The organism is Actinocorallia sp. B10E7, from assembly GCF_039871655.1.
Classification (GTDB): domain Bacteria; phylum Actinomycetota; class Actinomycetes; order Streptosporangiales; family Streptosporangiaceae; genus Actinocorallia.
Genome location: NZ_JBDPLZ010000015.1, coordinates 113,177 through 139,279, shown reverse-complemented (window position 1 = coordinate 139,279; position 26,103 = coordinate 113,177). Strand labels below are relative to the sequence as shown.

24 protein-coding genes are annotated in these 26,103 nt (G+C 72.7%); 16 read left to right on the top strand and 8 right to left on the bottom strand.

Annotation, left to right across the window (positions count from 1 at the left end; translation table 11 throughout):
• Positions 1–46: 46 nt before the first annotated feature.
• Positions 47–481: a nitroreductase family deazaflavin-dependent oxidoreductase gene (locus ABGB12_RS33075; RefSeq protein WP_347684138.1), complete on the bottom strand. Its 435-nt coding sequence runs from the start codon at positions 479–481 to the stop codon at positions 47–49.
• Positions 482–794: 313 nt separating this feature from the next.
• Complete coding sequence (locus tag ABGB12_RS33070) at positions 795–1,136, bottom strand: SCP2 sterol-binding domain-containing protein (protein WP_347684136.1); 342 nt, start codon at positions 1,134–1,136, stop codon at positions 795–797.
• Between the two features lie 160 nt (positions 1,137–1,296).
• Between ABGB12_RS33070 and ABGB12_RS33065 the strand changes: the two genes are divergently transcribed.
• The 13 genes from ABGB12_RS33065 to ABGB12_RS33005 all read left to right on the top strand — a co-directional run bounded on the left by ABGB12_RS33065 (position 1,297) and on the right by ABGB12_RS33005 (position 16,140).
• Positions 1,297–1,464: a hypothetical protein gene (locus ABGB12_RS33065; RefSeq protein ID WP_347684134.1), complete on the top strand. Its 168-nt coding sequence runs from the start codon at positions 1,297–1,299 to the stop codon at positions 1,462–1,464.
• Positions 1,461–2,258, top strand: coding sequence for a TlyA family RNA methyltransferase (locus tag ABGB12_RS33060; RefSeq protein WP_347684133.1), 798 nt, complete (start codon positions 1,461–1,463; stop codon positions 2,256–2,258). Before ABGB12_RS33065 ends, ABGB12_RS33060 begins: the two co-directional genes overlap by 4 nt.
• The gene (locus ABGB12_RS33055; protein ID WP_347684131.1) at positions 2,255–3,151 is read left to right on the top strand and encodes an NAD kinase; all 897 of its coding nucleotides are present in this window, start codon (positions 2,255–2,257) and stop codon (positions 3,149–3,151) included. The genes ABGB12_RS33060 and ABGB12_RS33055 overlap by 4 nt, the downstream gene beginning before the upstream one ends.
• Before the next feature lie 84 nt (positions 3,152–3,235).
• Positions 3,236–4,945 (top strand): DNA repair protein RecN, encoded by a 1,710-nt coding sequence (recN, locus tag ABGB12_RS33050; RefSeq protein ID WP_347684158.1) that lies wholly within the window; start codon positions 3,236–3,238, stop codon positions 4,943–4,945.
• 101 nt (positions 4,946–5,046) lie between these two features.
• Complete coding sequence (gene steA / locus ABGB12_RS33045; RefSeq protein WP_347684130.1) at positions 5,047–6,231, top strand: putative cytokinetic ring protein SteA; 1,185 nt, start codon at positions 5,047–5,049, stop codon at positions 6,229–6,231.
• The gene (locus ABGB12_RS33040; protein ID WP_347684129.1) at positions 6,228–7,196 is read left to right on the top strand and encodes a copper transporter; all 969 of its coding nucleotides are present in this window, start codon (positions 6,228–6,230) and stop codon (positions 7,194–7,196) included. The genes steA and ABGB12_RS33040 overlap by 4 nt, the downstream gene beginning before the upstream one ends.
• Positions 7,193–8,062: a hypothetical protein gene (locus ABGB12_RS33035; protein ID WP_347684128.1), complete on the top strand. Its 870-nt coding sequence runs from the start codon at positions 7,193–7,195 to the stop codon at positions 8,060–8,062. The genes ABGB12_RS33040 and ABGB12_RS33035 overlap by 4 nt, the downstream gene beginning before the upstream one ends.
• Entirely contained in the window at positions 8,059–9,654 is a 1,596-nt protein-coding gene (locus ABGB12_RS33030) for a lipid II flippase MurJ (RefSeq protein WP_347684126.1), read from the top strand. The genes ABGB12_RS33035 and ABGB12_RS33030 overlap by 4 nt, the downstream gene beginning before the upstream one ends.
• 164 nt (positions 9,655–9,818) lie before the next feature.
• Entirely contained in the window at positions 9,819–10,955 is a 1,137-nt protein-coding gene (locus ABGB12_RS33025) for a glycosyltransferase (RefSeq protein ID WP_347684124.1), read from the top strand.
• A gap of 106 nt (positions 10,956–11,061) precedes the next feature.
• Positions 11,062–13,242, top strand: coding sequence for an acyl-CoA dehydrogenase (locus ABGB12_RS33020; protein WP_347684122.1), 2,181 nt, complete (start codon positions 11,062–11,064; stop codon positions 13,240–13,242).
• A 147-nt stretch (positions 13,243–13,389) separates the two neighbouring features.
• The gene (locus ABGB12_RS33015) at positions 13,390–13,905 is read left to right on the top strand and encodes a hypothetical protein (RefSeq protein ID WP_347684120.1); all 516 of its coding nucleotides are present in this window, start codon (positions 13,390–13,392) and stop codon (positions 13,903–13,905) included.
• A complete protein-coding gene (locus tag ABGB12_RS33010) occupies positions 13,902–14,756 on the top strand; it encodes a MoxR family ATPase (RefSeq protein WP_347684118.1) in 855 nt (284 codons plus the stop codon). Before ABGB12_RS33015 ends, ABGB12_RS33010 begins: the two co-directional genes overlap by 4 nt.
• A gap of 13 nt (positions 14,757–14,769) precedes the next feature.
• Positions 14,770–16,140 (top strand): VWA domain-containing protein, encoded by a 1,371-nt coding sequence (locus ABGB12_RS33005; RefSeq protein ID WP_347684116.1) that lies wholly within the window; start codon positions 14,770–14,772, stop codon positions 16,138–16,140.
• Between the two features lie 232 nt (positions 16,141–16,372).
• Here the strand turns inward: ABGB12_RS33005 and ABGB12_RS33000 are convergent, their stop codons facing one another.
• From ABGB12_RS33000 to ABGB12_RS32985, 4 genes are all read right to left on the bottom strand, one after another.
• Complete coding sequence (locus tag ABGB12_RS33000; protein WP_347684114.1) at positions 16,373–16,909, bottom strand: helix-turn-helix domain-containing protein; 537 nt, start codon at positions 16,907–16,909, stop codon at positions 16,373–16,375.
• Between the two features lie 94 nt (positions 16,910–17,003).
• Positions 17,004–17,336 carry an SPW repeat protein gene (locus ABGB12_RS32995; protein ID WP_347684112.1) on the bottom strand — a complete coding sequence of 111 codons (333 nt, stop codon included), beginning with the start codon at positions 17,334–17,336 and terminating at the stop codon, positions 17,004–17,006.
• Positions 17,337–17,493: 157 nt separating this feature from the next.
• The gene (locus tag ABGB12_RS32990) at positions 17,494–18,408 is read right to left on the bottom strand and encodes a helix-turn-helix domain-containing GNAT family N-acetyltransferase (RefSeq protein ID WP_347684110.1); all 915 of its coding nucleotides are present in this window, start codon (positions 18,406–18,408) and stop codon (positions 17,494–17,496) included.
• Between the two features lie 49 nt (positions 18,409–18,457).
• On the bottom strand, positions 18,458–19,030 hold the full coding sequence (locus ABGB12_RS32985; protein ID WP_347684108.1) for an AAA family ATPase: 573 nt from the start codon (positions 19,028–19,030) through the stop codon (positions 18,458–18,460).
• Between the two features lie 167 nt (positions 19,031–19,197).
• On the opposite strand from ABGB12_RS32985, the gene ABGB12_RS32980 reads away from it, so the two are divergent.
• A complete protein-coding gene (locus ABGB12_RS32980; RefSeq protein WP_347684106.1) occupies positions 19,198–20,082 on the top strand; it encodes an SDR family NAD(P)-dependent oxidoreductase in 885 nt (294 codons plus the stop codon).
• A 204-nt stretch (positions 20,083–20,286) separates the two neighbouring features.
• On the top strand, positions 20,287–20,913 hold the full coding sequence (locus ABGB12_RS32975; RefSeq protein WP_347684104.1) for a DUF1524 domain-containing protein: 627 nt from the start codon (positions 20,287–20,289) through the stop codon (positions 20,911–20,913).
• A 68-nt stretch (positions 20,914–20,981) separates the two neighbouring features.
• On the opposite strand, the gene ABGB12_RS32970 is transcribed toward ABGB12_RS32975, so the two are convergent.
• Entirely contained in the window at positions 20,982–21,638 is a 657-nt protein-coding gene (locus ABGB12_RS32970) for an MBL fold metallo-hydrolase (RefSeq protein ID WP_347684102.1), read from the bottom strand.
• On the bottom strand, positions 21,635–22,351 hold the full coding sequence (locus tag ABGB12_RS32965) for a maleylpyruvate isomerase family mycothiol-dependent enzyme (RefSeq protein ID WP_347684100.1): 717 nt from the start codon (positions 22,349–22,351) through the stop codon (positions 21,635–21,637). Before ABGB12_RS32965 ends, ABGB12_RS32970 begins: the two co-directional genes overlap by 4 nt.
• A gap of 138 nt (positions 22,352–22,489) precedes the next feature.
• Here ABGB12_RS32965 and ABGB12_RS32960 point away from each other — a divergent pair, with 138 nt between their 5' ends.
• Entirely contained in the window at positions 22,490–26,068 is a 3,579-nt protein-coding gene (locus tag ABGB12_RS32960) for a tetratricopeptide repeat protein (protein WP_347684098.1), read from the top strand.
• The last annotated feature ends 35 nt before the right edge of the window (positions 26,069–26,103 follow it).

Here is a 26,103-nt window from a genome sequence, read left to right as displayed (position 1 = left end):
CGGGTGGGAAGGGGATTCCGGCCAGGTCGGCGGGAGGAGTGCCGGTCTAGGGCTCGGAGCGCTCCAGCACGATGACCGGCAGGATCCTGGACGTCCCGGCCTGGTAGCCGGCGTAGCCGGGGGCCTTGCGCACCGCCTTTTCGAACAGCTCGTCGCGGCGGGCGCCCTCCGCTGGGACCGCGACGGCCCTGAACGCCTCGTCGCCGATCTCCACCCGGACCATGGGGTGGGCGAGCAGGTTGCGGTACCAGGCGGGATGGCGGTCGGAGCCTCCGGCGGAGCCGATGACGAACAGGGAAGCGCCGTCGCGGATGTAGCCGAGGGGGACGGTGCGCTCCTGGCCGGACCTGGCTCCGGTGGTGGTCAGCAGGAGGAGGTCGCCGCCCTCGAAGGGGCCGCCGACCTTGCCGCCGTTGGCGCGGAACTCCTCGATGATCGATCGGTTGAAGGCCGCCATCGGGTTGTCAGAGGGCACAGGCATGCTTTGTGACTTCTCCAGAAGAGAGGGGGAAAGGTGAAAGTGTGGAAGAACGGGTGGCCTGGGGAGGCCGGGGAGCGCACGGCTGCGCGGAGGCCCGTCGAGAAGGGCGGAAAGCCGCGGTAAGAGGAGAAGCCGTGCGGGGACGTCGAACGTCAGGCGCTGCGCGCGGGGAAAGTACCCATGGCTCGGCTCCTTCGCGTCATGTGTCTCGCCCGGTCGCCGGCCTGCCCACTGCTCTCTGGCCGGTGCCACGCGGACACGGGTGACATGAGAACACCCGGCGCGAGCCGTGTCAACCGTGGTGATCAGGCGGTCAGAGGACCTTGCGAAGGCGGAGGAGGTCCAGGACGCTGGCCTCGATCTTGAGCCTGCCGGAGACCCAGGCCTTGGTCGGGCTGAGGCGGTCGGCGGCGAGGTCGATGAGGTCGGAGGCGGAGACCGTCAGCCGGACCTGGGCGGATTTCGGGTCGCCGGTGGGGGTGAAGGGGGCCACGCCGTTCTTGCTGAGGCGGCTGGCGTAGGAGACGCCGAGATCGCTGATGTGGCAGCTGATCGTGCGGTTGACCGCGTGTTGGGCCCATTTGCCCGGGTCGACCTCGTCGAGACGGGAGACGAGGTCGGCCAGGGCGGCCTCGCACTGCTCCACCGTCGCCATGACAGGCCTATTCCCCGTTCCGTCGACATCATGGTCTTCACAGGACGGTAGCGTTCTTGGTGTGCCGCACGCGAACCGCGGCACGCCGGGAACACCGGATCCTCCTGGGACGCCCGGTTCATCACAGGCAGAGTGATCGTCGAGCGGGATGGGCGGGGAGATGGAGCCAGGGTCCACCGGGGACGAGCGGGTCGACGCCACGCTGGCGGTCCTCGGCACGCTGCAGGGGACGCCGGTCGCCGGGCATGTCGCGGTCTTCGAGCGGGTGCATCTGGGCCTGCAGGAGGTCCTCGCCGACACCGACGGGACGGGACGGGACGCCGGATGAGCCGACGCAGGCTCGACGCCGAACTGGTCCGGCGCAAGCTCGCCCGCTCTCGGGAGCACGCCGGGCAGCTGATCGCCGAGGGGCGGGTGAAGGTGGGCGGCCAGCTCGCCACCAAGGCCGCGACCCAGGTGGAGACGTCCGCGGCGCTGCTGGTCGAGCAGAAGGACGAAGGCCCCGAATACGTCTCCCGGGGCGGCCACAAGCTCGCCGGGGCGCTGAAGGCGTTCCCCGGCCTGAAGCCGCGGGGGCGGCGCTGCCTGGACGCGGGCGCCTCCACCGGCGGGTTCACCGACGTCCTGCTGCGCGCGGGCGCCGCCCACGTGGTGGCGGTCGACGTCGGCTACGGGCAGATCGCCTGGTCGCTGCGCACCGACGAGAGGGTCACCGTGGTGGAGCGGCTCAACATCAGGGACATGACGCCCGAGCACGTGGGGGAGCCGCCCGATCTCGTCGTCGGGGACCTGTCGTTCATCTCCCTCACCAAGGTCCTCGCGCCGATCCGGGCGTGCGTCGCGCCCGGATCGGACTACGCGATGATGGTCAAACCCCAGTTCGAGGTCGGCAAGGAGCGGGTCGGCGCGGGCGGGGTCGTCCGCGATCCGGAACTGCGCAAGGAGGCGGTGCGCGGCGTCGCGGCGTACGCGGCGACACTCGGGCTCGGCGTGCTGGGGGTGGCGGCCAGCCCGCTGCCCGGCCCGTCGGGCAACGTCGAGTACTTCCTGTGGCTGCGCGCCGGGGCCCCGCCGCTGGCGGAGGAGGACCTGGAGCGGGCGGTGGAGGAGGGGCCCCGATGAGCCGCACGGTGCTGATCATGGCGCACACCGGGCGGCCCGGCGCGGTCACCAGCGCCCGGCTGGTGATCCGGCAGCTGGAGGAGGCCGGGATCGGCGTCCGGGTGCTGGAGGACGAGGCCGAGGACATCGGCTGCGCCAAGGCCGAGGTCTGCCCCGCGGCCCCGGACGCCAGCGAGGGCGCCGAACTGGTGATCGTCCTGGGCGGGGACGGCACCCTGCTGCGCGGCGCCGAGCTGACCCGCGAGACCGGCACCCCGGTGCTCGGCGTCAACCTGGGCCATGTCGGGTTCCTGGCCGAGGCCGAACGGGCCGACCTGGCGGCGGTCGCGGGCCGGGTCGTCGCCGGCGAGTACGAGGTCGAGGAGCGCATGGCGATCGACGTCGTCGTCCGCCACAACGGCACCGACCACCGCACCTGGGCGCTCAACGAGGCCTCGGTGGAGAAGGTGGCGCGGGAGCGGCTGCTGCAGCTCGTCGTCGGCATCGACGGGCGGCCCCTGTCGCACTGGGGCTGCGACGGGGTGGTGGTCGCCACCCCGACCGGCTCCACCGCCTACGCCTTCTCGGCGGGCGGGCCGGTGGTGTGGCCGGAGGTCGAGGCGATGCTGGTGGTGCCGATCAGCGCGCACGCCCTGTTCGCGCGGCCGCTGGTGGTCTCCCCGGCCTCCACGGTCGCCGTCGAGGTGACCCAGGAGAACGAGGGGGCCGTACTGTGGTGCGACGGACGCAGGACCGTCGATCTGCCTCCCGGGGCCCGGGTCGAGGTGCGCCGCAGCGAGGTCCCGGTACGCCTGGCACGGTTGCATCTCACCCCGTTCACCGACCGCCTGGTGACCAAGTTCGGGCTCCCGGTCGCGGGCTGGCGGGGGCGCGTTCGCACACAGGAGCGATAATCTTTCCCCGGAGCCGGGCCGCCCGTCCGGGTCCGGCGAAAAAACGGATACTGCGCGAGCGGATGAGGTGTCCCCTTGAGACCGATGGTCGAAGAGGTCCGGATCAAGGGCCTGGGCGTCATCGACGAGGCCGTGCTGGAGTTGTCGCCGGGCTTCAACGTGGTGACGGGCGAGACCGGCGCGGGCAAGACCATGGTCGTGACCAGCCTCGGGCTGCTGTTCGGCGGCAGGGGGGACCCGCAGCGGGTGCGGCCCGGCGCGGACAAGGCGGTCGTCGAGGGCCGGATCACACTCGATCCGGCGGGCCGTGCCGCGGCCCGGGTCGAGGAGACGGGCGGTGAGCTGGACGAGGGCGCGCTGATCATCACCCGCACGGTGTCGGCCGAGGGCCGCTCCCGCGCGCATCTGGGCGGCCGTTCCGTTCCGGTGAGCACCCTGTTGACGCTCGCGGACGACCTGGTGGCCGTACACGGCCAGTCCGACCAGCAGCGGCTGCTGCAGCCGGGCCGCCAGCGCGAGGCGCTGGACCGCTACGCGGGCGCCGGCCTGGTCAAGCCGCTGCGCGAGTACACCCAGGCCTACCAGCGGCACCGCGAGGTCAGCAAGCTCCTGGGGGAGCTCACCACCCAGGCCCGCGCCCGCGCCGACGAGGCCGAACGGCTGCGGTTCGGGCTGGAGGAGATCGAGAAGATCGATCCCAGGCAGGGCGAGGACGTGGAACTGGCCGCGGAGGACGAGCGGCTGGCGAACGCCGACGCGCTGCGCACCGCCTCCAGCACCGCGCATGAGGCCCTGCTGGGCGATCCCTCCCAGGTGGAGGCCTTCGCCGACGTCACCAGCCTGCTGGGCACCGCGCGCGGCGCGCTGGAGGCGGCCCGCGACCACGATCCGCAGCTGGGCGTGCTCGCCGACCGGCTGGCCGAGGCCGGCTACCTGATCGCCGACATCGGCGGCGAGCTGGCCGCCTACACCGAGTCCGTCGAGGCCGACCCGCAGCGCCTGGCCGCCGTCCAGGAGCGCAGGGCCGACCTGTCGATGCTCGCCCGCAAGTACGGCGGCAGCGTGGACGAGGCGCTGGCCTGGGCGCGGGACGCCGCGGTCCGGCTGCAGGACCTGGAGGGCGACGACGAGCGGATCGCCGAGCTGGAGGCCGAGGAGGCCGAGCTGGCGTCCCGGCTGCACGAGCTGGCCGCCCGGGTCACCGAGGTGCGCGAGGCGGCCGCCGAACGGTTCTCCGAGGCCGTCACCGCCGAGCTGACGGCGCTGGCCATGCCGCACTCGTGCGTCGTGGTGGCGCTCACCCGCAGTTCCGGGTTCACCCCGCACGGGGTCGACGAGGTCGAGCTGAGGCTGGCCGCCCACCCGGGCGCGCCCGCGCTGCCGCTGGGCCGCGGCGCGTCCGGCGGTGAGCTCTCCCGGGTGATGCTCGCCATCGAGGTGGTCTTCGCCGGCGCCGACCCGGTGCCGACGTTCGTGTTCGACGAGGTCGACGCCGGGGTCGGCGGAAAGGCGGCGGTCGAGATCGGCCGCAGGCTCGCCAAGCTGGCCCGGACGGCGCAGGTGATAGTGGTCACGCACCTGCCCCAGGTCGCGGCGTTCGCCGACCAGCACCTGCTGGTGGAAAAGTCCGATGATGGCACCATCATCCGCAGCGGTGTGCAAACCTTGGACACCGAAGCCAGGGTCCGGGAGCTGTCCCGGATGCTGGCCGGGCTGGAGGACAGCGAACTGGGCCGCGCCCACGCGGAGGAACTGCTGGCCATCGCCGCCCAGGACAAGAACGGACACGCCTGATCCCGTCGGCAGGCCGACGGGTTGTACGGCTCTGGCAGGATGTAGAGGTCATGAGCGAACCGGGGGCCGAATCAGACACGCTCACGCGTTTCCTGCGTGGCGTGCGTCTCCTCGGCCTGCGCCGTTCCGGCGGGGAGGACGGCCGCTCCGAAGTGAGCGGCACCGCCAGGATCGACAAGCGCACCAAGAATCTGGCCAAGCGCCTGCAACCGGGCGAGATCGCGGTGATCGACCACGTCGACCTCGACCGGGTCGCCGCCGACTCGCTGGTGTCGGCCGGGATCGCCGCCGTGGTCAACGTCGCGCCCAGCATCTCGGGGCGCTACCCCACCCTCGGCCCGGAGATCCTGATCGAGGCGGGCATCGCGCTGCTCGACGACGTCGACCCCGAGATCTTCGACAAGGTCTCGGAGGGGGACGTGCTGCGGCTGGACGGCGCCGCCGTCTACCGGGGCGAGGAGCTGATCGCCAAGGGCATCCGGCACACTCCCGAGACGGTCGAGCGGGCCATCGAGCAGGCCAAGGCCGGGCTGTCGGAGCAGCTGGAGTCGTTCGTCGCCAACACGATGGAGTACGTCAAGAAGGAGCAGGAGCTCCTCATCGACGGCGTCGGCGTTCCCGACGTGCGCACCTCGTTCGAGGGCAGGCACGCGCTGATCGTCGTGCGCGGCTACCACTACCGCGAGGACATCGCCACGCTGCGCCCCTACGTCCGCGAGTACAAGCCGGTGCTCATCGGCGTGGACGGAGGCGCGGACGCGCTGCTGAAGGCCGGCTACAGACCCGACATGATCGTCGGGGACATGGACTCGGTGTCCGACGAGGCGCTCACCTGCGGGGCCGAGATCGTCGTGCACGCCTACCGCGACGGCAGGGCGCCCGGCCTCAAGCGGGTCGAGGCCCTCGGCCGGGACGCGGTGGTGTTCCCCGCCGCGGCCACCAGCGAGGACTGCGCGATGCTGCTGGCCGACGACAAGGGCGCCGAGCTCATCGTCGCGGTCGGCACCCACATGAACATGGTCGAGTTCTTCGACAAGGGCCGCGCCGGCATGTCCAGCACGTTCCTCACCCGGCTGCGGGTGGGCAGCAAGCTGGTCGACGCCAAGGGCGTGAGCCTGCTGTACCGCAGCCGGATCTCCTCCTCGGCCCTGCTGGTCCTGGTGGCCGCCGCACTGGTCGCCATGGTCGCCGCACTGGCCATCTCGCCGTCCGGGCCGACGATCATGTCGGCCCTGATCGAGTACTGGCACTCCTTCCTCTTCTGGCTGACCGGATTCTTCACGTGATCGATTTCCGCTACCACCTCGTCTCCATCGTCGCCGTCTTCCTGGCCCTGGCGACGGGCCTGCTGCTGGGCTCCACCACCGCCGCCCAGGAGGCGTCCCAGAAGCTCGTCGACCAGAACGTCCAGGTCATCCAGCGCAACAACGACGAGTTGCGGGCGCAGGTGACCCAGCAGGGCGACCGGATCTCCGGAGACGACCAGTTCGCCCGGATCCTGGGCCCGCAGGTGCTGGCCGGCCGGCTGAAGAACGAGTCGGTCGTCTTCGTCCTGGCGCCCGGCGCGGAGGAGAAGACCCGCACCGGCCTGGACGCGGCGGTCAAGGCCGCGGGCGGCACCGTCACCGGCTGGGTGAACCTCGAGGAGAAGCTCCTCGCGGACGACCAGACCCCGGCCGTCGACCAGCTCGCCGAGTTCCACAAGCCCGCCGGGGTCGCCTACCCCGAGGGCGCGGGGACGTACGAGAAGGCGGGGACGCTGCTGGCGTCCATGCTGGTGACCCGGGACGCGGAGAAGGCGGGACACGAGGAGGTCGGCTCCGGCTCGGTCCTGCAGGCCTTCCGGGACCAGGGTCTGCTGACCACCGGCGGAAAGCCGGGTGCTCGTGCCACACTCGCGGTAGTGGTGGCCCCGGCGAAGCCGTACGAAGGCGCAGGCGCCGAAGACGACAACCAGGCGCTGGTCGCGCTGACGGCGGCGCTCGACCGGGGAACCCGTGGCACCGTGGCGGCCGGTAACGTCTCCTCGGCGGGCACGGGCGGCCTTCTGTCCGCCCTCCGCTCGTCGGAGACGTCCTCGTCGGTCTCCTCGGTGGACGCCGCGGACACCTCCTCCGGGCAGGTCGTCACCGTCCTGGCGCTCAACGTCGAGCTGGGCGGGAAGTCCGGCCACTACGGCACCGGATCGGATGTCAGCGGCTACCTGCCCGATCCCCTGCCCGCCGTCCCGACCACTGGAGCCAAGCCGTGAAGCGCCTTCTGATCGGCGGAGTGCTGGGCGCAGCCGCCGCCCGCGCCGCCTACACCGCCCTCACCCGCCGCCCGCCCGGCCTCAACGGGCTCACCGGGCAGGAGGTGTGGGGACGCGTCAACCACCGGTCCGAACCGGTCACTCTGCTGGAGGGCCCGGCGTTCGTCGCAGGGGCCGCCGCCGCGACCCTGACCGCCCCCGGCCTGCCCGCCCGGCTGCGGGCCGCCGCGCTGGTCGCGGGCACCGCCTCCGGGCTGCTGGGCGCCTACGACGACCTGGCCGGAGACGGCTCCTCGCGCGGGTTCAAAGGCCATCTGATGGCGCTGACCCGCGGCGAGATGACGACCGGGGCGGTCAAGGTGCTGGGCATCGGCGCGACCGGGCTGGCGGCCGCCGCGCTCGCCGGGTCCCCGGCCCGCACGGTGCCGGGGAAGGCGCTGGACACCCTGCTCAACGGGGCGATCATCGCCGCCGGGGCCAATCTGATGAACCTCTTCGACCTGCGGCCCGGCCGGGCGATCAAGGTCGGGCTGCTCACCGGGCTGCCGCTGGCCGCCGGGGCGGGCGCCGCCGTGGTGGCCGCGCCGCTGGGCGCGGCGGTGGCGCTGCTGCCCGAGGACCTGGGCGAGCGGGCGATGCTCGGCGACTGCGGGGCCAACGCGCTGGGCGCGCTGCTCGGCCTGTCGGCGACCCGGCTGCCGCTGCCCGGCCGGCTGGCGGTGCTGGGCGGGCTGGTGGCGCTGAACGCGGCCAGCGAGTACGTCAGCTTCACCAAGGTCATCCGGGAGAGCCCGCCGCTGAACTGGGTGGACATGCTGGGCCGCCGCCCGGTCGAGACCAAGCCGGAGCCCGTTCAGGTCCGGTGAGACGCCTCGCGAGCGGCATCGCCGGCGCCGCCGTCCTCATCGCCGTCCTCACCGTGCTGGCGCGCGTCGCCGGATTCGGCCGCACCGCGGTCTTCTCCCAGACGGTCGGCAAGTCGTGTCTGAGCGACGTGTACTTCACTGCCAACCACGTTCCGAACATCGTGTTCGAGATCGTCGCCGGGGGAGCGCTGGCCAGCATGGTCGTGCCGGTGCTGGCGGGCCCCGCCGAACGCGGTGACGCCGAGACCGTCCGGCGCACGGCCTCGGCGATGCTCACCTGGGTGCTGATGCTGCTGGTGCCGCTGGCGCTGCTGGTGGCGCTGCTGGCCGGGCCGATCATGACGGCGCTCGGCCAGGGCGACATCGGCGGGTGCGACGTGGCGGCGTACCGGGCGATCGGGGCGCGGATGCTGGTGGTGTTCGCGCCGCAGATCGTGATGTACGGGCTGGCCGTCGTGCTGTACGGGGTGCTGCAGTCCCATCGGAGGTTCACCGGGCCCGCCATCGCCCCCCTGGTGTCGAGCCTGGTGATGATCGGGGCCTATCTGGCCTACGTCCCGGTGATGGACGGGCACGACCCCTGGCGGCTGCCGGAGGTACCGCGTGACGCCGAGTTGATGCTCTCGGTCGGCACGACGGTGGGGGTGTCGGCGATGGTCGTCGTGGCGCTGGTGGCCGGGTGGCCGCTGCGGATGAGGTTGCGGCCCACGCTGCGCTTCCCCGACGGGGTGGGGCGGCAGGTGCGCACGCTGGCGTTCGCCGGCCTGGCGACGGTGGTGGCGCAGCAACTGGCGACGCTGGCGGTCCTGGTACTGAAGAACGAGGGGACCGGGGGCGCGCTGACCGACTACGGCTACGCCTGGGCGGTCTATCTGCTGCCGTGGGCGATCCTGGCCGTGCCGATCGCCACCAGCGCCTTCCAGGCGTTGTCGGCCCGCTCGCAGGACGCCGACCCGGCCGGGTTCGACCGGATCGCTGCGACCACCACCCGGGCGGTGGTGCTGGTCTCCTGCCTGGGCGCGGCCCTGGTCGCCTCGGTCGCGGTACCGGTCGCCGCCTTCTTCGACAACGAGCCGAACGCCCAGCCGGAGGTGCTGTCCCGGGCGCTGCTGGCGTTCGCGCCGGGTCTGCTCGGCTACGGGCTGGTCGCCCATCTGGGACGGGCCCTGTACGCCTGCGACAGGGGCAGGGAATCGGCTCGGGCCATTGTCATCGGCTGGACGGCGGTGCTCCTCTCGGACGTCGTACTCGTCGTCTGGGTGGTCCCCGAGGACTGGGTGGTCGCGGCCTTCGGCTTCGGCAACACCATCGGAATGACCGTGGCGGGGGCCCTGCTGCTGGCGGCGCTGATCCGCGCCCGGGGCCCGGCGGCCGCCGAAGGGCTGCCCAGAGCCGCGCTCGGAGGCCTGCTGGGCGGCTCCGTGGGCGCGGCGGCCGGGTACTCGGTGGCCGCGGCGTTCGGGGTGGACGGCCAGGTGCACAACCTGCTGAGCGCCGCCGCCGCCGCGCTGTCCGCCGCGATCGTCTTCGGCGCACTCGCCGCCTTCACGGCCCGGGACGATCTCCGGGAGATCCTGGCGCGGCGGCGCTAGACCAGGTCGGGGGAGGGGTAGGGATCCCGGCAGATCTTGATCGGCGCGTTGTCCACAGGCACGGCCCGCGGAGCGGGCCGCCGGGCTACGGTCGGGGAGCGGGCCGTCCGGTGGGCCGACGGGGCGGTCCCGCGGGGGAAGTTCGACTACGGCAGGGTGAGGACATGGACGAAGGTCAGGGCATGAGGGTGGCGCTGGTGCTGGGCTCCAGTGCGGGCGGGGTCGGCAGGCACGTGAAATCCGTGGCGGCCGGGCTGGCGGCCAGGGGGGCGCGGGTGCTGGTGTGCGGGCCCGCCGCCACCGAGAAGACCTTCGGATTCACCGGGCCCGGGGTGCGGTTCGCCCCGGTGGAGATCGCCGACCGGCCCCGGCCGGGCGCGGACCTGCGGACGGTGGGCAGGCTGCGGTCGCTGGTCCGGGACGCCGACGTGGTGCACGCGCACGGGCTGCGGGCCGGGGGGCTGGCGGTGCTGGCCCGGGGCAGGCTCGCCGGGCTCCGGATCGAGACGGGTCCGCCGGTGGTGGTCACGCTGCACAACGCGGTGCTGGCGGGAGGGACGATCGGAGCCGCCTACGCGGCTCTGGAGCGTCTCGTGGCGCGGGGCGCCTCCGGGGTGCTGGGGGTCTCGCCCGATCTCGAGGAGCGCATGCGGTCGCTGGGGGCGCGCAGGGTCGGCCACGCGATGGTGCCCTCCCCCGTCCGGGAGGGGGAGAAGGCCGCCGAGAGCGCCCGGGAGCGGCTGCGCGAGGAGCTCGGCCTGGGCGGCCAGAACGCGGTGTTGACGGTGGCCCGGCTGGCCGACCAGAAGGGACTGTTCGACCTGCTGGAGGTGGCGGGCTGGCTGAGGGAGAAGGAGACGCTCTTCCTCCTGGTGGGCGACGGACCGCTGGACGCCAGGCTGCGGGAGCGGATCGCCGCGGACGACCTGCCGGTCCGGCTGCTGGGGCGGCGCGAGGACGTCCCGGAGCTGCTGGCCGCCGCGGACCTCGTGGTGGTGCCCAGCCTGTGGGAGGGGCAGCCGTTGTTCGTCCAGGAGGTGTTGCGGGCGGGCCGCCCGCTGGTGGCCACGGAGGTCGGCGGCATCCCCGGCATGGTGGGGGAGGCCGCGCTGCTGGTGCCGCCGCAGGACGCGGGTGCGCTGGCCAAGGCGGTGACGTCGGTGCTGGAGGATCCGGAGCTGGCCCGGCGGCTGGCCGAGGCCGCCTCGCGGCGGGCGCGGGAGCTTCCGGACGAGGAGGAGGCGGTGGCTCAGCTCCTGGGCTACTACCGGGGCTTTCTGCGCGGCGGGGGGAGTGAGTAGAGTCACCTTTCCCCGGTGTGCTTGAATCCCGTTCTAGAATAATCCTCGACAACGGGACCGCACCCCTGGGCGGAGCCGTGTCCGGACTAACTGGAGAGGTGTGCACATGGCCATCGGACTCACCGAGGAGCACGAGGACCTTGCCGCGTCGGTGCGGGGCTTCGCCGAGCGTTATGTGACCCAGGCGGTGCTGCGCGCCGCGCTCGACGCCGCCGAGGAGACCAGGCCCGAGTTCTGGTCCCGGCTGGCCGAGCAGGGCCTGCTGGGCCTGCACCTGCCCGAGGAGCAGGGCGGCCAGGGCGCCGGGCTGCTGGAACTGGCCGTGGTCGTCGAGGAGCTGGGCCGCGCCGCCGCGCCGGGACCGTTCCTGCCCACCGTGCTGGCGAGCGCGGTGATCGCCTCCTCCACCAACGCCAAGGCGCACGGCCTGCTGGCCGCCCTCGCCGACGGCTCCCGCACCGGCGCGCTCTCCCTGGCCGGTGGCTTCACCGCCACCCGCGACGGCGACTCGCTGGTCGTCAGCGGCTCCGCCGAGCCGGTGCTGGGCGCCTGCCTCGCCGACGTGATCGTGCTGAAGGCCGGCGAGGACTGGGTGGCCCTCGACGCCTCCGCGCTGACCGTCACCGCCCGTCCCAGCCTGGACCCGGTGCGGCGCTCCGGCCGGATCGAGGCCGAGAACCTCACGGTCCCCGCCGAGCGGATCCTCGACGGCGTCACCGACGAGCGGGTGGGCGACCTGGCCTCGGTGCTGCTGGGCGCCGAGAGCGTCGGTGCCGCCTCCTGGTGCGTCACCACCGCCGCCGAGTACGCCAAGGTCCGCGAGCAGTTCGGCCGCCCCATCGGCCAGTTCCAGGGCGTCAAGCACAAGGCCGCCCGTATGCTCATCGGCCTGGAGCAGGCCCGCGCCGCCGTCTGGGACGCCGCGCGCGCCGTGGGCGACAACGCGAAGGACGCGCGTTTCGCCGCCGCCGTCGCGGCCGTGATCGCCCCGGACACCTGCGCGCAGATCGCCCGCGACGCCATCCAGATCCTCGGCGGCATCGGCTTCACCTGGGAGCACGACGCGCACATCTACCTGCGCCGCGCCCTGACCAACAAGTCGCTGTCGGCGTCGGCGCACGACGCCGCCGTCGAGGTGGCGGAGCTGGCGCTGGCCGGCGGCCGCCGCGAGGTCGAGCTGGAGCTGGACGAGGACACCGCCCCGCTGCGCGAGCGCATCCGGGCCGAGGTCGCCGAGCTCAAGGCCGTCGAGGACCGCGACGCGCTGAACGCCAAGATGGGCGACGAGGGCTGGACGGTCCCCCACTTCCCCAAGCCGTGGGGCCGGGGCGCGAACCCGATCGAGCAGATCCTCATCCAGCAGGAGCTGAAGGCCGCCAAGGTCAAGGCCCCCAACCTGGTCATCGGCGCGTGGCTGGTGCCGTCCCTGGTCGCCTACGGCACCGCCGAGCAGAAGGAGCGCTTCCTGCGCCCGACCCTGCGCGGGGAGATCATCTGGTGCCAGTTGTTCTCCGAGCCGGGCGCCGGCTCCGACCTGGCCGCGCTGTCGATGAAGGCCGAGCGGGTCGAGGGCGGCTACAAGCTGACCGGCCAGAAGATCTGGACGTCGGTCGCGCACCGGGCCGAGTGGGGCTTCTGCATCGCCCGCACCAACCCCGACGCGCCCAAGCACGAGGGCATCACCTACTTCCTGGTGGACATGAAGGCCCCCGGGGTGGACGTGCGCCCGCTGCGCGAGCTCACCGGTGACGCGCTGTTCAACGAGGTCTTCCTCGACGACGTCTTCGTGCCGGACGACTGCGTGGTCGGCGAGGTCGACAAGGGCTGGCAGGTCGCCCGCAACACCCTCTCCAACGAGCGGGTCTCCCTGTCGACCGGCGGCGGCCTGGGCATGGGCGTGCCGGAGCTGCTCGCCTGGTTCAAGGGCAAGGAGCCGGCGGCGGCCGCCAAGGCCGAGGTCGGCAAGCTGATCGCCGAGGGCCAGTCGATCGACCTGCTGGGCCTGCGCACCACCCTCAAGCAGCTGTCGGGGGTCAACCCCGGCGCCGAGGCCTCGGTCCGCAAGCTGCTGGGCGTGCAGTTCAACCAGAACGTCGCCGACTACTGCTGGGCCTCCCAGGGCGCCCTGGCCGCGATCGAGGAGCCGATGGCCGCCACCGGCATCGTCGCCCGCGCCATGCTGTTCAGCCGCGCCATGACGATCTACGGCGGCACCACCGAGGTCCAGCTCAACATCATCGGTGAGCGTCTCCTCGGCCTCCCCCGCGACCCGGAGCCGGGCAAGTAACACCGGACGTCCGTCCCGGGGAGGGACGGACAAGGGTGACGAAGGGGAAAAACCTCGACGGTAGGGGCAGTGGATCATGACGCTGCCCCTACCGCTGGGTACACTTCACGCCCGGACCCGACACCCCCCAGCCCACCCGGAGGCCCCGTGAAACCCCTCGCTCTCGCCCTCGCCGGCCTGCTGGCACTCTCCGCCTGCGGCGGGGAGAGTGAGAACGCCTCGCCCGAGACGTCCTCATCGGCCGAGGCCTCCTCACCCGCCGCGCAGGAGTCGGGTTCGCCCGGGCTGTCGCCCAAGAGCGGCACCCCGCTGGCCGAGCCGACCGAGAGCGGCAAGCCCGCGCCGACGCCCAAGCCCAACCAGGTCAAGGCCCTGGTCGGCACCTGGCAGAGCTCCACCCCGGTGAAGGAGTACTTCGTCTTCGCCGTGAACGGGTCGGGCAAGCTGATCGCCTCCGGCAAGGAGCTGTGGACCGGCACCGTCATCCCCGCCGGCAAGAACATCTTCCGGCTCTCCTGGCAGGGCACCGACCCCGGCGCCGCCTACTGGCAGGTCCAGCTGAACGCCGAGGGCAACGAGCTCACCTTCGCCGCCAACGGCCAGGTGTACAAGAAGGTCAAGAAGCCCGCCGCGGCGGACACCACCAAGAAACCCACCACATGACGCTCTTCACCTCTCCGGACCAGGCCGCCGAGGCGCTGGCCACGACCGGCTACCTCGCCGATCCGGCCATCGCCACCACGGTCTTCCTCGCCGACGCCCTCGGCAAGCCCCTGCTGCTGGAGGGGCCCGCCGGCGTCGGCAAGACCGAGCTGGCCAAGGCGGTCGCCGCCGCGACCGGGGCCGAGCTCATCCGCCTGCAGTGCTACGAGGGCCTGGACGAGGCCCGCGCGCTGTACGAGTGGAACTACAAGAAGCAGCTGCTGCGCATCCAGGCGGCGGGGGAGGAGTCGTGGGACGCCACCCACGACGACATCTTCACCGACGAGTTCCTGCTGGAGCGGCCGCTGCTGGCGGCCATCCGCAGGGACGGGCCGACGGTCCTGCTCATCGACGAGACCGACAAGGCCGACGTCGAGGTCGAGGGCCTGCTGCTGGAGGTCCTGTCGGACTTCCAGGTGACCATCCCGGAACTGGGCACGATCACCGCCACGCACCGGCCGTTCGTCGTCCTGACGTCCAACGCGGCGCGGGAGCTGTCGGAGGCGCTCAAGCGCCGCTGCCTCTACCTGCACCTGGAGTACCCGTCCCTGGAACGGGAACGCGACATCGTCCTGTCGCGGGTCCCCGGTCTGGAGGCGGGCCTCGCCGAGCAGCTCGTCAAGATCATCGGTACGTTGCGCGCGCTGGAGGTCAAGAAGCCGCCGTCCATCGCCGAGACGATCGACTGGGCCCGCACCCTCCTGGCGCTGGGCCTGGACACCCTGGAAGAGGGCACTGTGCGCTCCACCCTCGGGGTCGTGCTCAAGCACGTCTCCGACCAGCAGCGCGCCATCAAGGAGCTCAACCTCTGATGGACGGCCGCTGATGGGACTGGTCGAACGGCAAACCGGCTTCGTGCAGGCGCTGCGGGAGGCCGGGCTGCCGGTGTCGCCGGCCGAGGGGCTGGACGCGGCCCGGGCGCTGAGGCACATCGATCTGCTGGACAGGGAGACGCTGCGGGCCGTCTACGCGGCGACGCTGGTCAAGCGCCCGACGCACCGGCCCCAGTTCGACGTGCTCTTCGACCTGTGGTTCCCGGCGGCGCTTGGCGCGGGAGAGGGCAACACCGACCGGGTCCCCGACGAGGAGCGCCCCTCGACTCCCCCCGCGCTGGACCCGGAGGTCCAGCGGATGCGGCAGGAGCTGTTCGACCTGCTGCTCCGCAACGACGAGGCCGGGATCCGTCAGTTCGCCCGGATGGCCGTCGGGCGGTTCGGGCGCACCCGGGGCGGTCAGTCGTGGCTGTCGTCCCCGGTGGTCAGGGCGATGTCCGCGGACACGCTGATGGCGGGGCTGCTGCAGGCCGTCCTCAGTGAGCGCGGCGGCCTGGAGGAGAAGGCCGCGAGGCAGACGTTCCGCGCCCGGATCACCGGGTTCGAGCAGGCGGTCGCGACCGAGGTGCGCCGCCGGATCGCCGAGGACACCGGGGTGGAGCGCACCTCCAGGGTCGCCACCCGCCCGCCGCTGGAACGGCTCGACTTCAGCCGGGCGAGCCGCGCCGATCTGGCCGCCCTGCGCCGGGAGGTCCACCCGCTGGCACGCAGGCTCGCCGCCCGCCTCGTGCAGCGCAACCGGCACGGCCACAGGGGCCGCCTGGACTTCCGCCGCACCGTCCGCGCCTCCCTGTCGACCGGCGGCGTCCCGCTGAACACCTATTTCAAGCCCAAACGCCCCCACAAGCCGGAGCTGGTGATCCTCTGCGACGCCAGCGACTCCTGCCAGGCGTTCGCGCACTTCACCCTGCTGCTCACCTTCGCGCTGCGCGAGCAGTTCACCAAGGTGCGGGCCTTCGCGTTCATCGACGCCACCGATGAGATCACCAGGTTCTTCCAGCCCGGCGCCGACGTCGTGGACGCCATGACCCGCATGGCCCGCGAGGCCGACCTCGTCTGGCTGACCGGCCGCAGCAACTACGGCCACGCCTTCAAGACCTTCGACGACAAGTACGCCGACGCCGTCACCTCCAAGACCGCCCTCCTCATCCTCGGCGACGCCCGCTCCAACTACGGCCCGCTCTCCCTTCCCCTGGTCCGGAACATGGCCCGCACCGCCCGTCACGCCTACTGGCTCAACCCCGAGCCCGTCCGCGACTGGGACACCGGCGACTCGGCCGCCTCCGCCTACGGCGAGGTCATCGAGATGCACGAGTGCCGCAACCTGGCCCAGCTGGCCGACTTCATCGAACTCCTCGCCTGACCACCGGACACGGCCGCGGCGTGATCTCCAGGGCCGCCGGTCGTGAGGGACGCCGCCCTCCGGGGTCGGACCGCGGACACGTGCCTCCGCCCGGTCGCCGAAGCGGCCGACCGGTGCATCCGGCACCGTTCGGGGCGTGCGGTCATGGATGCCGCTCACGCGCGGCCCCCGGGAAGGGTGAGCGGTGTGTTCCCGCGGCCGCCGTGGTCATGGAACGCGTCGAGCGGTGGGATCAGGAGAGGGCGCGGGTGATGAGGTCGGCGAGGGCGTCGGGGTCGACGCGGTCGCCGGTGAGGTGGAAGAGGTTCTCCTGGTAGAGGAGGACGGTGGCGAAGGTGGCGGCGGCGACCTCCAGGCGGGCGGCGTCGCCCCGGGAGCCGGGGAGGGTGAGCTCGAGGGCGAGGCGGGCGCGGCGGACGAGTTCGCGGTTGAGGGCGGTCAGGCGGTCGCGGGCGGTGCGGTGGGTGTCGGCCTCGCGGAAGAGGATGCGGCGCATGCTGGGGGAGGCGCGCAGCGGGAGGCGGGCGGCGAGGCGGCGCAGCGCGCCGGCCGGGTCGGGCGGCAGGGGCTCCTCGGGGAGTTCCTCGATCTCGGTGCGTTCGTCGATCAGGGTGAGCAGGACGTCCATCTTCTGCGGGAAGTAGTGGAAGACCAGTCCCTTGGGGACGTCGGCGGCCCGGGCTATGCGGGCGGTCGACGTCGCCTCGTAGCCGGTCTCGGCGAACAGGGCCTCGGCGGCGTCGAGGATCCTGGTGCGCGAGTCGTTCATGGCCGGCCCCCGTGGACGGTCGAGGTCCCCGGACACCGGGGGTGCCGGGGACCACCTGGGTCATGTCGGCCGGGCCGACCGTTCCGTCAGTTCATCAGGTTTCGGTCGCGGCGGGCCGCATGGCGGTGTACAGGGCGACGATAACCGCCGCGCCGCCCGCGATCCATGCCGTCCAGGCCGCACCGTCCTGACCCGTGAACTGCCAGGCCCAGGGTGCGGTGAACAGGAGCGCGGCGAAGGCCGCCGCGGTCCACGCGCTGGGGCCGGGCGCGCCGAGCAGCCCGTACAGGCCGGCCAGCGCCAGCAGGACGCCGAGCACCATCAGGGGGGTGCGCCCCGCGCCGTCGGCCCACAGGTCCGGCGCGAGCAGGGCCGCCAGTCCGGCCAGGAAGGCCACCGCGGCTTCGTAGGAGAACTTCAGGGACATCCGCCACCTCCGGGGGGTTGGACTTCTTCGTCCTGCCTCGAAAGTCCTCCCGATTGACCGGACGGTCAATCAGTCGAATCAGTGACAAACCGCTGGCGCTGAGGAAAGATCACCCTTACTTGGCTGGACGCGGTCCCGGCGGGGTTGGTAATGGCGATCAGAGGCGGAGCCGCCACCACTGGCCGATGATCTTGTCGCCGAACCGCTCGTCGGCCTCCTCGGACTCCAGCTCGAAACCCGCCTTCACGTACAGATGGCGGGAGGCGGGCAGTCCGGCGACCGTCCACAGGACCATCTCCGCATAGCCCGCCGCCCGGGCGAAGGCCAGGCATTCGTCCACCAGCCGCCGCCCCAGCCCGAGCCCGCGGGCCCGGGGCTCGACCAGCAGCAGCCGCAGCTGGGCGACGGGTCCGGGCCGGTCGGCGCGCACGCAGAAGACGCTCCCCACCGGCTCTCCGTCGATCTCGGCGATCCAGGCGTTCTCCCGGGCCGGGTCGTGGTGGTCGCCGTAGCCCGCGGCGATCCGGGCGACCAGGGCCTCGTAGGTGGAGTCCCAGCCGCGTTCCTCGGCGTAGAAGACGCCGTGCCGCCAGACGACCCAGCCCAGGTCGCCCGGCCGCAGGGGGCGCAGGACGTAGGGCTCGGGGGAGGCGCCCGCCAGGATCTCCCGGACGGCGTTCATCGCCGCGACCAGCCGGTGGCGCCGGTCGGCGGGCAGGTTTTCGAGGAGTCCCTCCACCTGGGCCGCCGAGCGGCCGTCCAGCTCGGTGAAGACCTCGCGGCCGCGCTCGGTCAGCCGGACGAGCTGGCGGCGCAGGTCGGTGCCGGACCGGGAGCGGGTGACCAGCCCGTCGGCCTCCAGCCGCGCCAGCAGCCGGCTCAGGTAGCCCGGGTCCAGGCCCAGGGCCTCGCGCAGTCCGAGCGTCGCCGACTCCCCGCCCCTGGCCAGCTCGAACAGCAGCCTGGCCTCGGTCAGCGAGTAGGGGCTGTCGAGCAGGCCTTCGTCGAGGACGCCCAGCAGCCGGGTGTACTCGCGGTTGAAGGTCCTGACCGCCTCGATCTCATCATTCATTGACTCAGTCAAACACGAGGGGCGGGGAGGAGGCGAGGACCGGTCCCGATCAGTCGAACCGGATGTCCCGCAGCCGGTCGGCGTCCTCGCGGCGCAGGACGGTGACGGAGGCGACCGGGGGCAGTGAGCCGCCGTGGGCCCGGTCGACGAGTTTGTGCCAGCGCCGGACGTGTCGTGCGAACACCGGGCTGGTCAGCACCCTGCCGCGCTCGTGCTGCCCGGCCCTGGCGAGGTCCGGGGGGACGTCCAGCAGGACCAGGTGCAGCCCTGCTCCGCCCCTGCGGGCCAGCCATCCGAAGCCGTACAGCAGGTGGGGCCAGGTGCCGCGGGTGTGGGCGACCACCGACCGGCCGTCGGTCAGCGCCCTGCCGATCCGCCACACGTGGGTGGTGTAGACGAAGGGGATGCGGCTCCGCGGGGGCAGCGGACGCAGATAGGCCGACCACCAGTTGCGGGCCTGGATGGAGTCGATCACCAGCGCGCCGCCGATGGGGACGGGTTCGGTCTCGGAATCGGTCAGCCCGTAGAGACGGCGCAGCAAGGTGCTCTTTCCCGCGCCGGGCAGTCCGGCCACCAGGACCAGAGAACCCACGGGAAAGACCAGGTCCTGTTGCTCCGCCATCGCTCCTCTTCTTCCGTGAAGATCCGCATCGTGCTCCCTCGGTGCAACGCGGGGAGGCTGCTCGTCGTTCCCCGAATAGAACCGGACATAACCGGTAATTACCATGGTGACGACCTGGGATCGGGGGACCCGTGCCGCACAACTGGAATTTGAATGCCATTCCAAATATGGCGAACAAGCTGGTCGTGGTGACCGGAGGAGGCAGCGGTCTGGGCCTGGCGGCCTCCACCCGGCTGGCCCGTGCGGGGGCCGAGGTCGTCATCGCGGGCCGCGACCCCGACCGTCTGCGCCAGATCGCCGACCGCGTCCTGGCGCAGCATCCCGAAGCCCGCATCCGCGGTGAGCGCCTGGATCTGGCCTCGCTGGCCTCGGTCCGGGAGTTCGCCGGACGCCTCGCCGACCGGGACCGCCCCCTGGACCTTCTGATCAACAACGCGGCGGTCCTGAACATCCCGCAGCGCACCCTCACCGAGGACGGCTTCGAGCTGACCATGGCCACCAACCATCTCGGGCACTTCGCGCTGGCCGGGCGGCTGCTGCCCCTGCTGCTGCGGGCGCCCGACCCCAGGGTGGTCACGGTGGGGTCGATCACCGCCCGGGTGCCGGTCCTGGACCTGACCGACCTGATGAGCGAGCGGAACTACCGGCCGCTGGCCGCCTACGCCAAGTCCAAGGTGGCGGCCCTGCTGTTCGCCCTGGAGCTCCAGCGCCGGGCGACCAGGGCGCTGACCAGCGTGGCGGTCAAGCCGGGCAGCGCCGACACCGGACTGTACCGGCACAGCTCCGGCCCCTTCTGGCGGATGAGGAGCGGCCTGGACAGGATGCTGAGGCGGCCGGTCGAGCGCGCCGCGTCGGTCATCCTGTACGCGGCCACCGCCCCGGGCGTGGTGCCCGGCGGCTTCTACGCGGCCTCCGGGCGCAGGGGGGTGCCCAGGCTGACCCCGCTGCCCAGGTTCGTCCAGGACCAGGCGCTCGCCCGCGACCTGTGGCTGAAGTCCGAGGCGCTGACGGGCGTCCGGCCGGTCTTCCCGGCGCGTTCCCTGGTCGTCTGAGCGGTGCTGAGAATCTCAGTCCTGGTGAACTTCTCCAATCCGAGATGTCGCATTCGTGGCTTTTCTTTGATGATGATCTGAACTTCTGGCTGGGCACTTTAAGGCGATTGGCGGCTTTTGTGATACTCGCCGTGCGCCGAAACTCGTCACGACCGGGATCCCCCTACCCCGGCCGAGATCTCCGGCGCAGAAGGAGAAAGACTCGTGAGACGGGTCCTTGTCGCTCTGGCCGCCCCCTTCCTCCTCCTCACCGCGATCCTCGCCCCCGCACCCGCCGCGGCCACCCCGCCCGGCATCCCCTCCCTGTCCACCGCGCAGAGCCAGCTCGCCGCGCTGACCGTCGCCGCCGAGGCCAACGCCTCCACCTACGACCGCGACCTGTTCCCGCACTGGATCACCATCTCCGGCACGTGCAACACCCGCGAGACCGTCCTGAAGCGGGACGGGGTGAACGTCGTCACCGACTCCTCCTGCGCCGCCACCTCCGGCAGCTGGTACAGCCCCTTCGACGGCGCCACCTGGACCGCCGCCAGCGACGTCGACATCGACCACCTCGTCCCGCTCGCCGAGGCGTGGCGGTCCGGCGCGTCGGCCTGGACCACCAGCAAGCGCCAGTCCTTCGCCAACGACCTCAGCCGCCCCCAGCTGTGGGCCGTCACCGACAACGTCAACCAGGCCAAGGGCGACAAGGACCCGGCCAGCTGGAAGCCCTCGCTGACGAGCTTCTGGTGCACCTACGCCAAGTCCTGGATCGCCACCAAGTACTACTGGGGCCTGAAGCTCCAGAGCTCCGAGAAGACCGCCCTCAACACCATGCTCGGCTACTGCTGATCCAGCCCTGGCGAAGGGGACGTCCGGTCAGCCGGGCGTCCCCTTCCCGTCCCACGGCCCGGTGGCGGTCACCAGCCCCGTTCGCGCCAATCGGAGAGGCTCGGGCGCTCCTTGCCGAGCGTGGAGTCCTTGCCGTGGCCCGGGTAGAACCAGGTGTTGTCGGGGAGGCGGTCGAAGACGCGCTCGGTGACGTCGGCCAGGAGCTGGTGGAAGAGGGCGCTGTCGCCCCAGGTGTTGCCGAGGCCGCCGGGGAAGAGGCTGTCGCCGGTGAACAGGTGGGGGCGGTCGGGGGCCCGGAGCAGGAGCGCGATGCTGCCGGGTGTGTGGCCGCGCAGGTGGATGACCTCGAGGGAGTGCGCGCCCAGGGCGATGACGTCGCCGTGCTCGACCGGAGTGGTGACGGGGACGGGCAGCGGCTCGGCGTCGTGGGGATGGGCGATGGTCGCGGCACCGGTCGCGCGGACCACCTCCTCCAGGGCCTGCCAGTGGTCCTGGTGGCGGTGGGTGGTGACGATCCGGGACAGGGGGCGGTCGCCGACCAGCCGCAGCAGGCGCTCGGGCTCGGCCGCGGCGTCGATGAGGATCTGGTCCCCCGACTCCTCGTCGCGCAGCAGATAGGAGTTGTTGTCGTAGGGGCCGACCGCCAGCTTCCACAGGGCCAGCCCGGGCAGCGGCTCCCGGGTGTCGGCGGGGCCGCCGACGGCGACGTCACCGGTGTAGCTCATGAGACCTGGCTCCAATCGACGGCCGGAGCGGAGGGCCACGCGGGCGCGGGCACCGCGATCCGGGAGGCGGCGGCCCGGCCGGTCAGCCAGGCCAGCAGGTGGTGTCCCTCGTCCTCCAGGGCCGGGCCGTCACCGCCGAGCTCGACGGTCAGGTCCAGGTCGGTGGCGGTGACCCGGGAGAACGGGAGCCCGCCGCGCAGCGGAGGCAGCGAGTCGTCCAGCTCCCAGCGGACGTAGGAGCGGGGCCAGTCGGCGGGGGCGTAACCGGCGTCCAGGTCGACGTGGTGGACCTCCACCTCGCGCCAGCGCCGGTGCAGGGTGTACCAGGCGGGGTGCGGCCAGCCCGGCATCGCGCGGACCGTCGCCTTCCACGCCTCGTCCGTCAGGCTCTCGGCCAGCGCGACGAACCGGGCGTTCGACTCGCGGACGTCGGCGGCGAGCTCGGCGACCGGCCGGTCCGCGCCCGCCTCGATCTCGGCCTCGCGGGCTTCGACGCTCGGGTACTGCGGGTGCTCCACGCCGGTCCGGGCCCATTCCAGCAGGCGCCAGTAGGAGTCGGCGTTGCGTGCGATGTGCTGGAGGACGTGGCCGCGCGTCCAGCCTTCCAGGGGGGACGGACCGCGTGCGGCGGACTCGTCGATCGCTTCCAGCGTCCGTTCCAGTCGTTCCTGGGAGGCGACGACCTCCGCCAAGACCCGCTTCGCGATCTGCATGCCCTCATTTTCGCGCACCGGCGGCGTCACCGCGTCATCGGATGAGTCCGAAGACTCCGGAGAAATGGGGCACACGCTACGGTGCCGACGCCGTTTGTCGGGTTTCCTGGAAAGCCGATGTGACGAACGGGACACCAAATGATCAGGAATCCCGGTGAGGGAACGTTCTGGAGGGCGCTCGGCGACTCCGAGCGCAAGGCGCTGCTGGCGATCGGCCACAAGAGCGCCGTGCCCGCCCGCGGCACGCTGTGCAACCAGGGCATGCCGGCCCGCGACGTCCTGCTGATCGTCGAAGGGCACGCCAAGGAACAGTTCGACGCCCAAGACGGCACCGAGGCGATCCTCGAACTGCTGGGCCCCGGCGACCTGGAGGGCGACCTGGCGGTGTGGGGGCACCCGCAACGCGCGTCGGTCGTGGCCCTGACGACCCTGACGGTCCTGCGCATCGACAGCCGGAAGTTCGCCGGGTTCGTCACCGGCAGCCCCCGGGCCACCGACGCGCTGATGGAGTCGCTGGCCCACCGGTGGACGAGGTCGGGGCGCAGGCTCGCCCTGCGCGGCGCGGGACCGTCCACTCGCATCGCCTTCCACCTGCTGGAGCTGGCGCTGCGCACGGGGCGGGTCGGCCCGCACGGCGTCACCGTCCCGATGCCGTTCAACCAGGGCGAGCTCGCCAATTGGGTGGGCATCTCCCGGGAGTCCCTGGTGCGCTGCTTCGCCCGCTGGCGGGGCACGCTCATCGACACCTCCGTGCCGCGTTCGCTGCTGCTGCTCGACCTGGCGGGGATCCGCAAGGAGGCGGGGCCCTGGGCGGAGGAGGAGTGGGACGCGCCCGAGCGGCCCGAGCCCAGGGTGAGCCTGGCGGTCCGCCCGCCGGTCGCCACCGGCCACACCTGGCTGCCGGCCGGAGGCGAGCACTTCACCGGGCGGCGGGCCGAGCTGTCACGGCTCAGCCTGCTGCTGGCCGACCGGCCGCCCGGCGCAGTGATCCAGGGCATGGCCGGGGTCGGCAAGACCGCGCTGGCCCTGCACTGGGCGCATCTGGAGTCCGGCCGCTTCCCCGACGGGCAGATCTTCGTCGACCTGCGGGGGCCCAGCAAGCCGGCGACCCCGGTGGAGGCGCTCGGGCAGATCCTGCGCCGGCTCGGCGTGCCCGGAGACCAGCTGCCCGCCGAGGAAGGGGAGCTGACCGCGCTCTACCGGTCGCTGCTGGCCGGCCGGAGGGTGCTGATCGTTCTGGACAACGCCTCGGGGCACGACGAGCAGATCCGGCCGCTGATCCCGTCCGGCTCCGGCGGGTTCGTCCTGGTGACGGCCCGGCGGCGCCTGTCGGGCACCGGGCTGCCGACACTGGAACTGCCGGAGATGACGCCGCAGGAGGCCGTCGAGCTCGTCGCGGCGGTCGTCGGAAGGGACCGGGTCGAACCCGAGCGGCAGGCGGCGGAGGAACTGGCGAGAGAGTGCGACCACCTGCCGCTGGCTCTGCGGATCGCCGCCGCCCGGCTGGCCGCGAGCCCCGAGGAGAGTATCGCCGACACCGTCCGGGAGCTGTCGGGACGGGACCGCCTGGCGGCGTTCGCGCTCCCCGAGGACTCGCACGGAGCGCTGCGGGCGGCCTTCGAGGTGTCCTACGACGCGCTGGACCCCGTGCTGCGGGCGACGTTCCGGCGCCTGGGCCTGACCGTCGGGCCGGACTTCTCGATCCCGTCGGCGGCCGCGCTGCTCGGCACGGACGAGGGGACCGCCGCCAAACGCGTCCAGGCGCTCGAACGGGTCTTCCTCGTCGTCTCCGCCGGCCACGACAGGTACCGGCTGCACGACCTGCTGCGGGACTTCGCCAGAGAACTGGCGGCGAACGAGGACTCCGAAGGCGACCGGAGAGCCGCGCGGTACCGGATGCTGTCCCACTACCTGCGTGCGGCCAGGGTGGCGGGAGAGGCCATGGACGGGCCCGGCCGCGCCGAGGCGATCACCTGGTTCGAGGCCGAACGCCGCTGCCTGGTCTCGGCCGTCCGCCACGCCGCCCGGCTCGGCCTGCACCCCACCGCGCACGGCCTGGCCGCGGCACTGTACGACTTCCTGGAGTTCCGCCGCTACAGCGAGGACAACATCACCGTCCACCGCATCGGCCTGGCCTCCGCCCAGACGAACGGCGACTGGGCCGCCATCGCGGTGATGTTGCACCACCTGTCGGCCGCGCACCGGGAGCTGGGCCGGTGCGTCCGGGCGATCGGCTACGGCGAGGACGCCCGGCGCTACTTCCAGGCGCTGGGCGACCGCTCCGGAGAGGCGGCCGTGCTCGACACCCTCGCCGCCGTCTACACCGACCTGGGCCGCCGTCCCATGGCGCTGGAACACGCCGAGCAGGCCCTGGCCCTGCACCGCGAACTGGACGAGCCGGACGGGGAGGCCCGCGCGCTGGACACCCTGGCCCGCAACCTGCAACGCCTCGGCCACTACGACGAGGCCTACGAGCAGGCCCACCGGGCGCTCGTCCTGCGCCGGACGCTCGGCGACCCGCGCGGCGAGGCCGAGACCTTGCTCAGCCTCGCCCGCGTCCACCACTACCGCGGCAACTTCCAGCAGGCCGCGGTGGTCGCCCTGGAGGCGCTCGAGCTCAACCAGGAGCTGGGGCACCGGCACGGCGAGGCCGAGGCGCGCACCGAGCTGGCCCGCGTCCACCAGCAGCTCGGCAACCGGGAACTGGCCGACAGGGACGCCCGGCTGGCCCTGGACGTCTACCGCTCGGTCGGCGCGCGGCCCGGCGAGGGCGAGACCCTGGTGATCCTGGCGCGCATCGCGATCGGCGAGACCCGGCACATGGAGGCCATCACCCACTGCGCGGACGCGCTGCCGGTCCTGCGGGCGGTCGGGCACCGCCCGGGCGAGGCCGAGGCCACCGCCCTGTTCGGCGTCGCCTACTACTGGCTGGGCCGCTACCCCGAGGCCCGCGAGAACCTCCAGCGGGCGCTGGAGATCCGCAGGCAGATCGGCGACCTGCACGGAGAGGCCCACGACCTGGACTACCTGGGCCGCGTCGCCCGCCGGCTCGGCCGCACCGACGAGGCCGTCCTGCTCGGCCTGGAAGCGCTCTCCCTCTGCCAGGAGCTGGGCGCACGCGAACGCGAGGCCGGCGCGCTGGGCAGCCTCGCGCGCACCTACCTGCGGATCGGCTGGCTCGAGGAGGCGGTGAACGCCGCCGGGCTGGGCCTGGAGATCCGGCGCGAGATCGGCGACCGGTACGGGATGGGCACCGCGCTGGACACCTACGCCCTGATCCTGCGCCGCATGGGCCGCCCGCACGAGGCCGCGCGCAACTCCCTGGACGCGCTGGCCGCGCTCACCGAGGCCGGCGACCAGCACGGCGTCGGCACCGCCCTGGTCAACCTCTCCGAGACCCGGCTGCACCTGGACGACCTCGCCGGCGCGCTGGCCTGCGCCGAACGGGCCAGGGTCCTGGCCACCGGGCTCGGCGACCGCCGCAACGAGGCCGCGGCCCACCACGTCCTCGGCCTGATCCGGATCCGCGAGAAGCGGCTGGAGGAGGCGTGCGGGCACTTCGAGCGGGAGACCGACCTGCGGGCCGAGATGGGCGACCACGGCGGCCAGCGCCAGGCGCTCACCGCGCTCGCGGACTGCCAGGACGGGCTGGGCCTGGCGGACGGGGCGCGGGAGACCCGCCGCCGCATCGCCGCGCTGGAACGCTGGCTCGGCTGAGCCGCTTCCTCTGGAAATGTCGGTGGCTTCTCCTA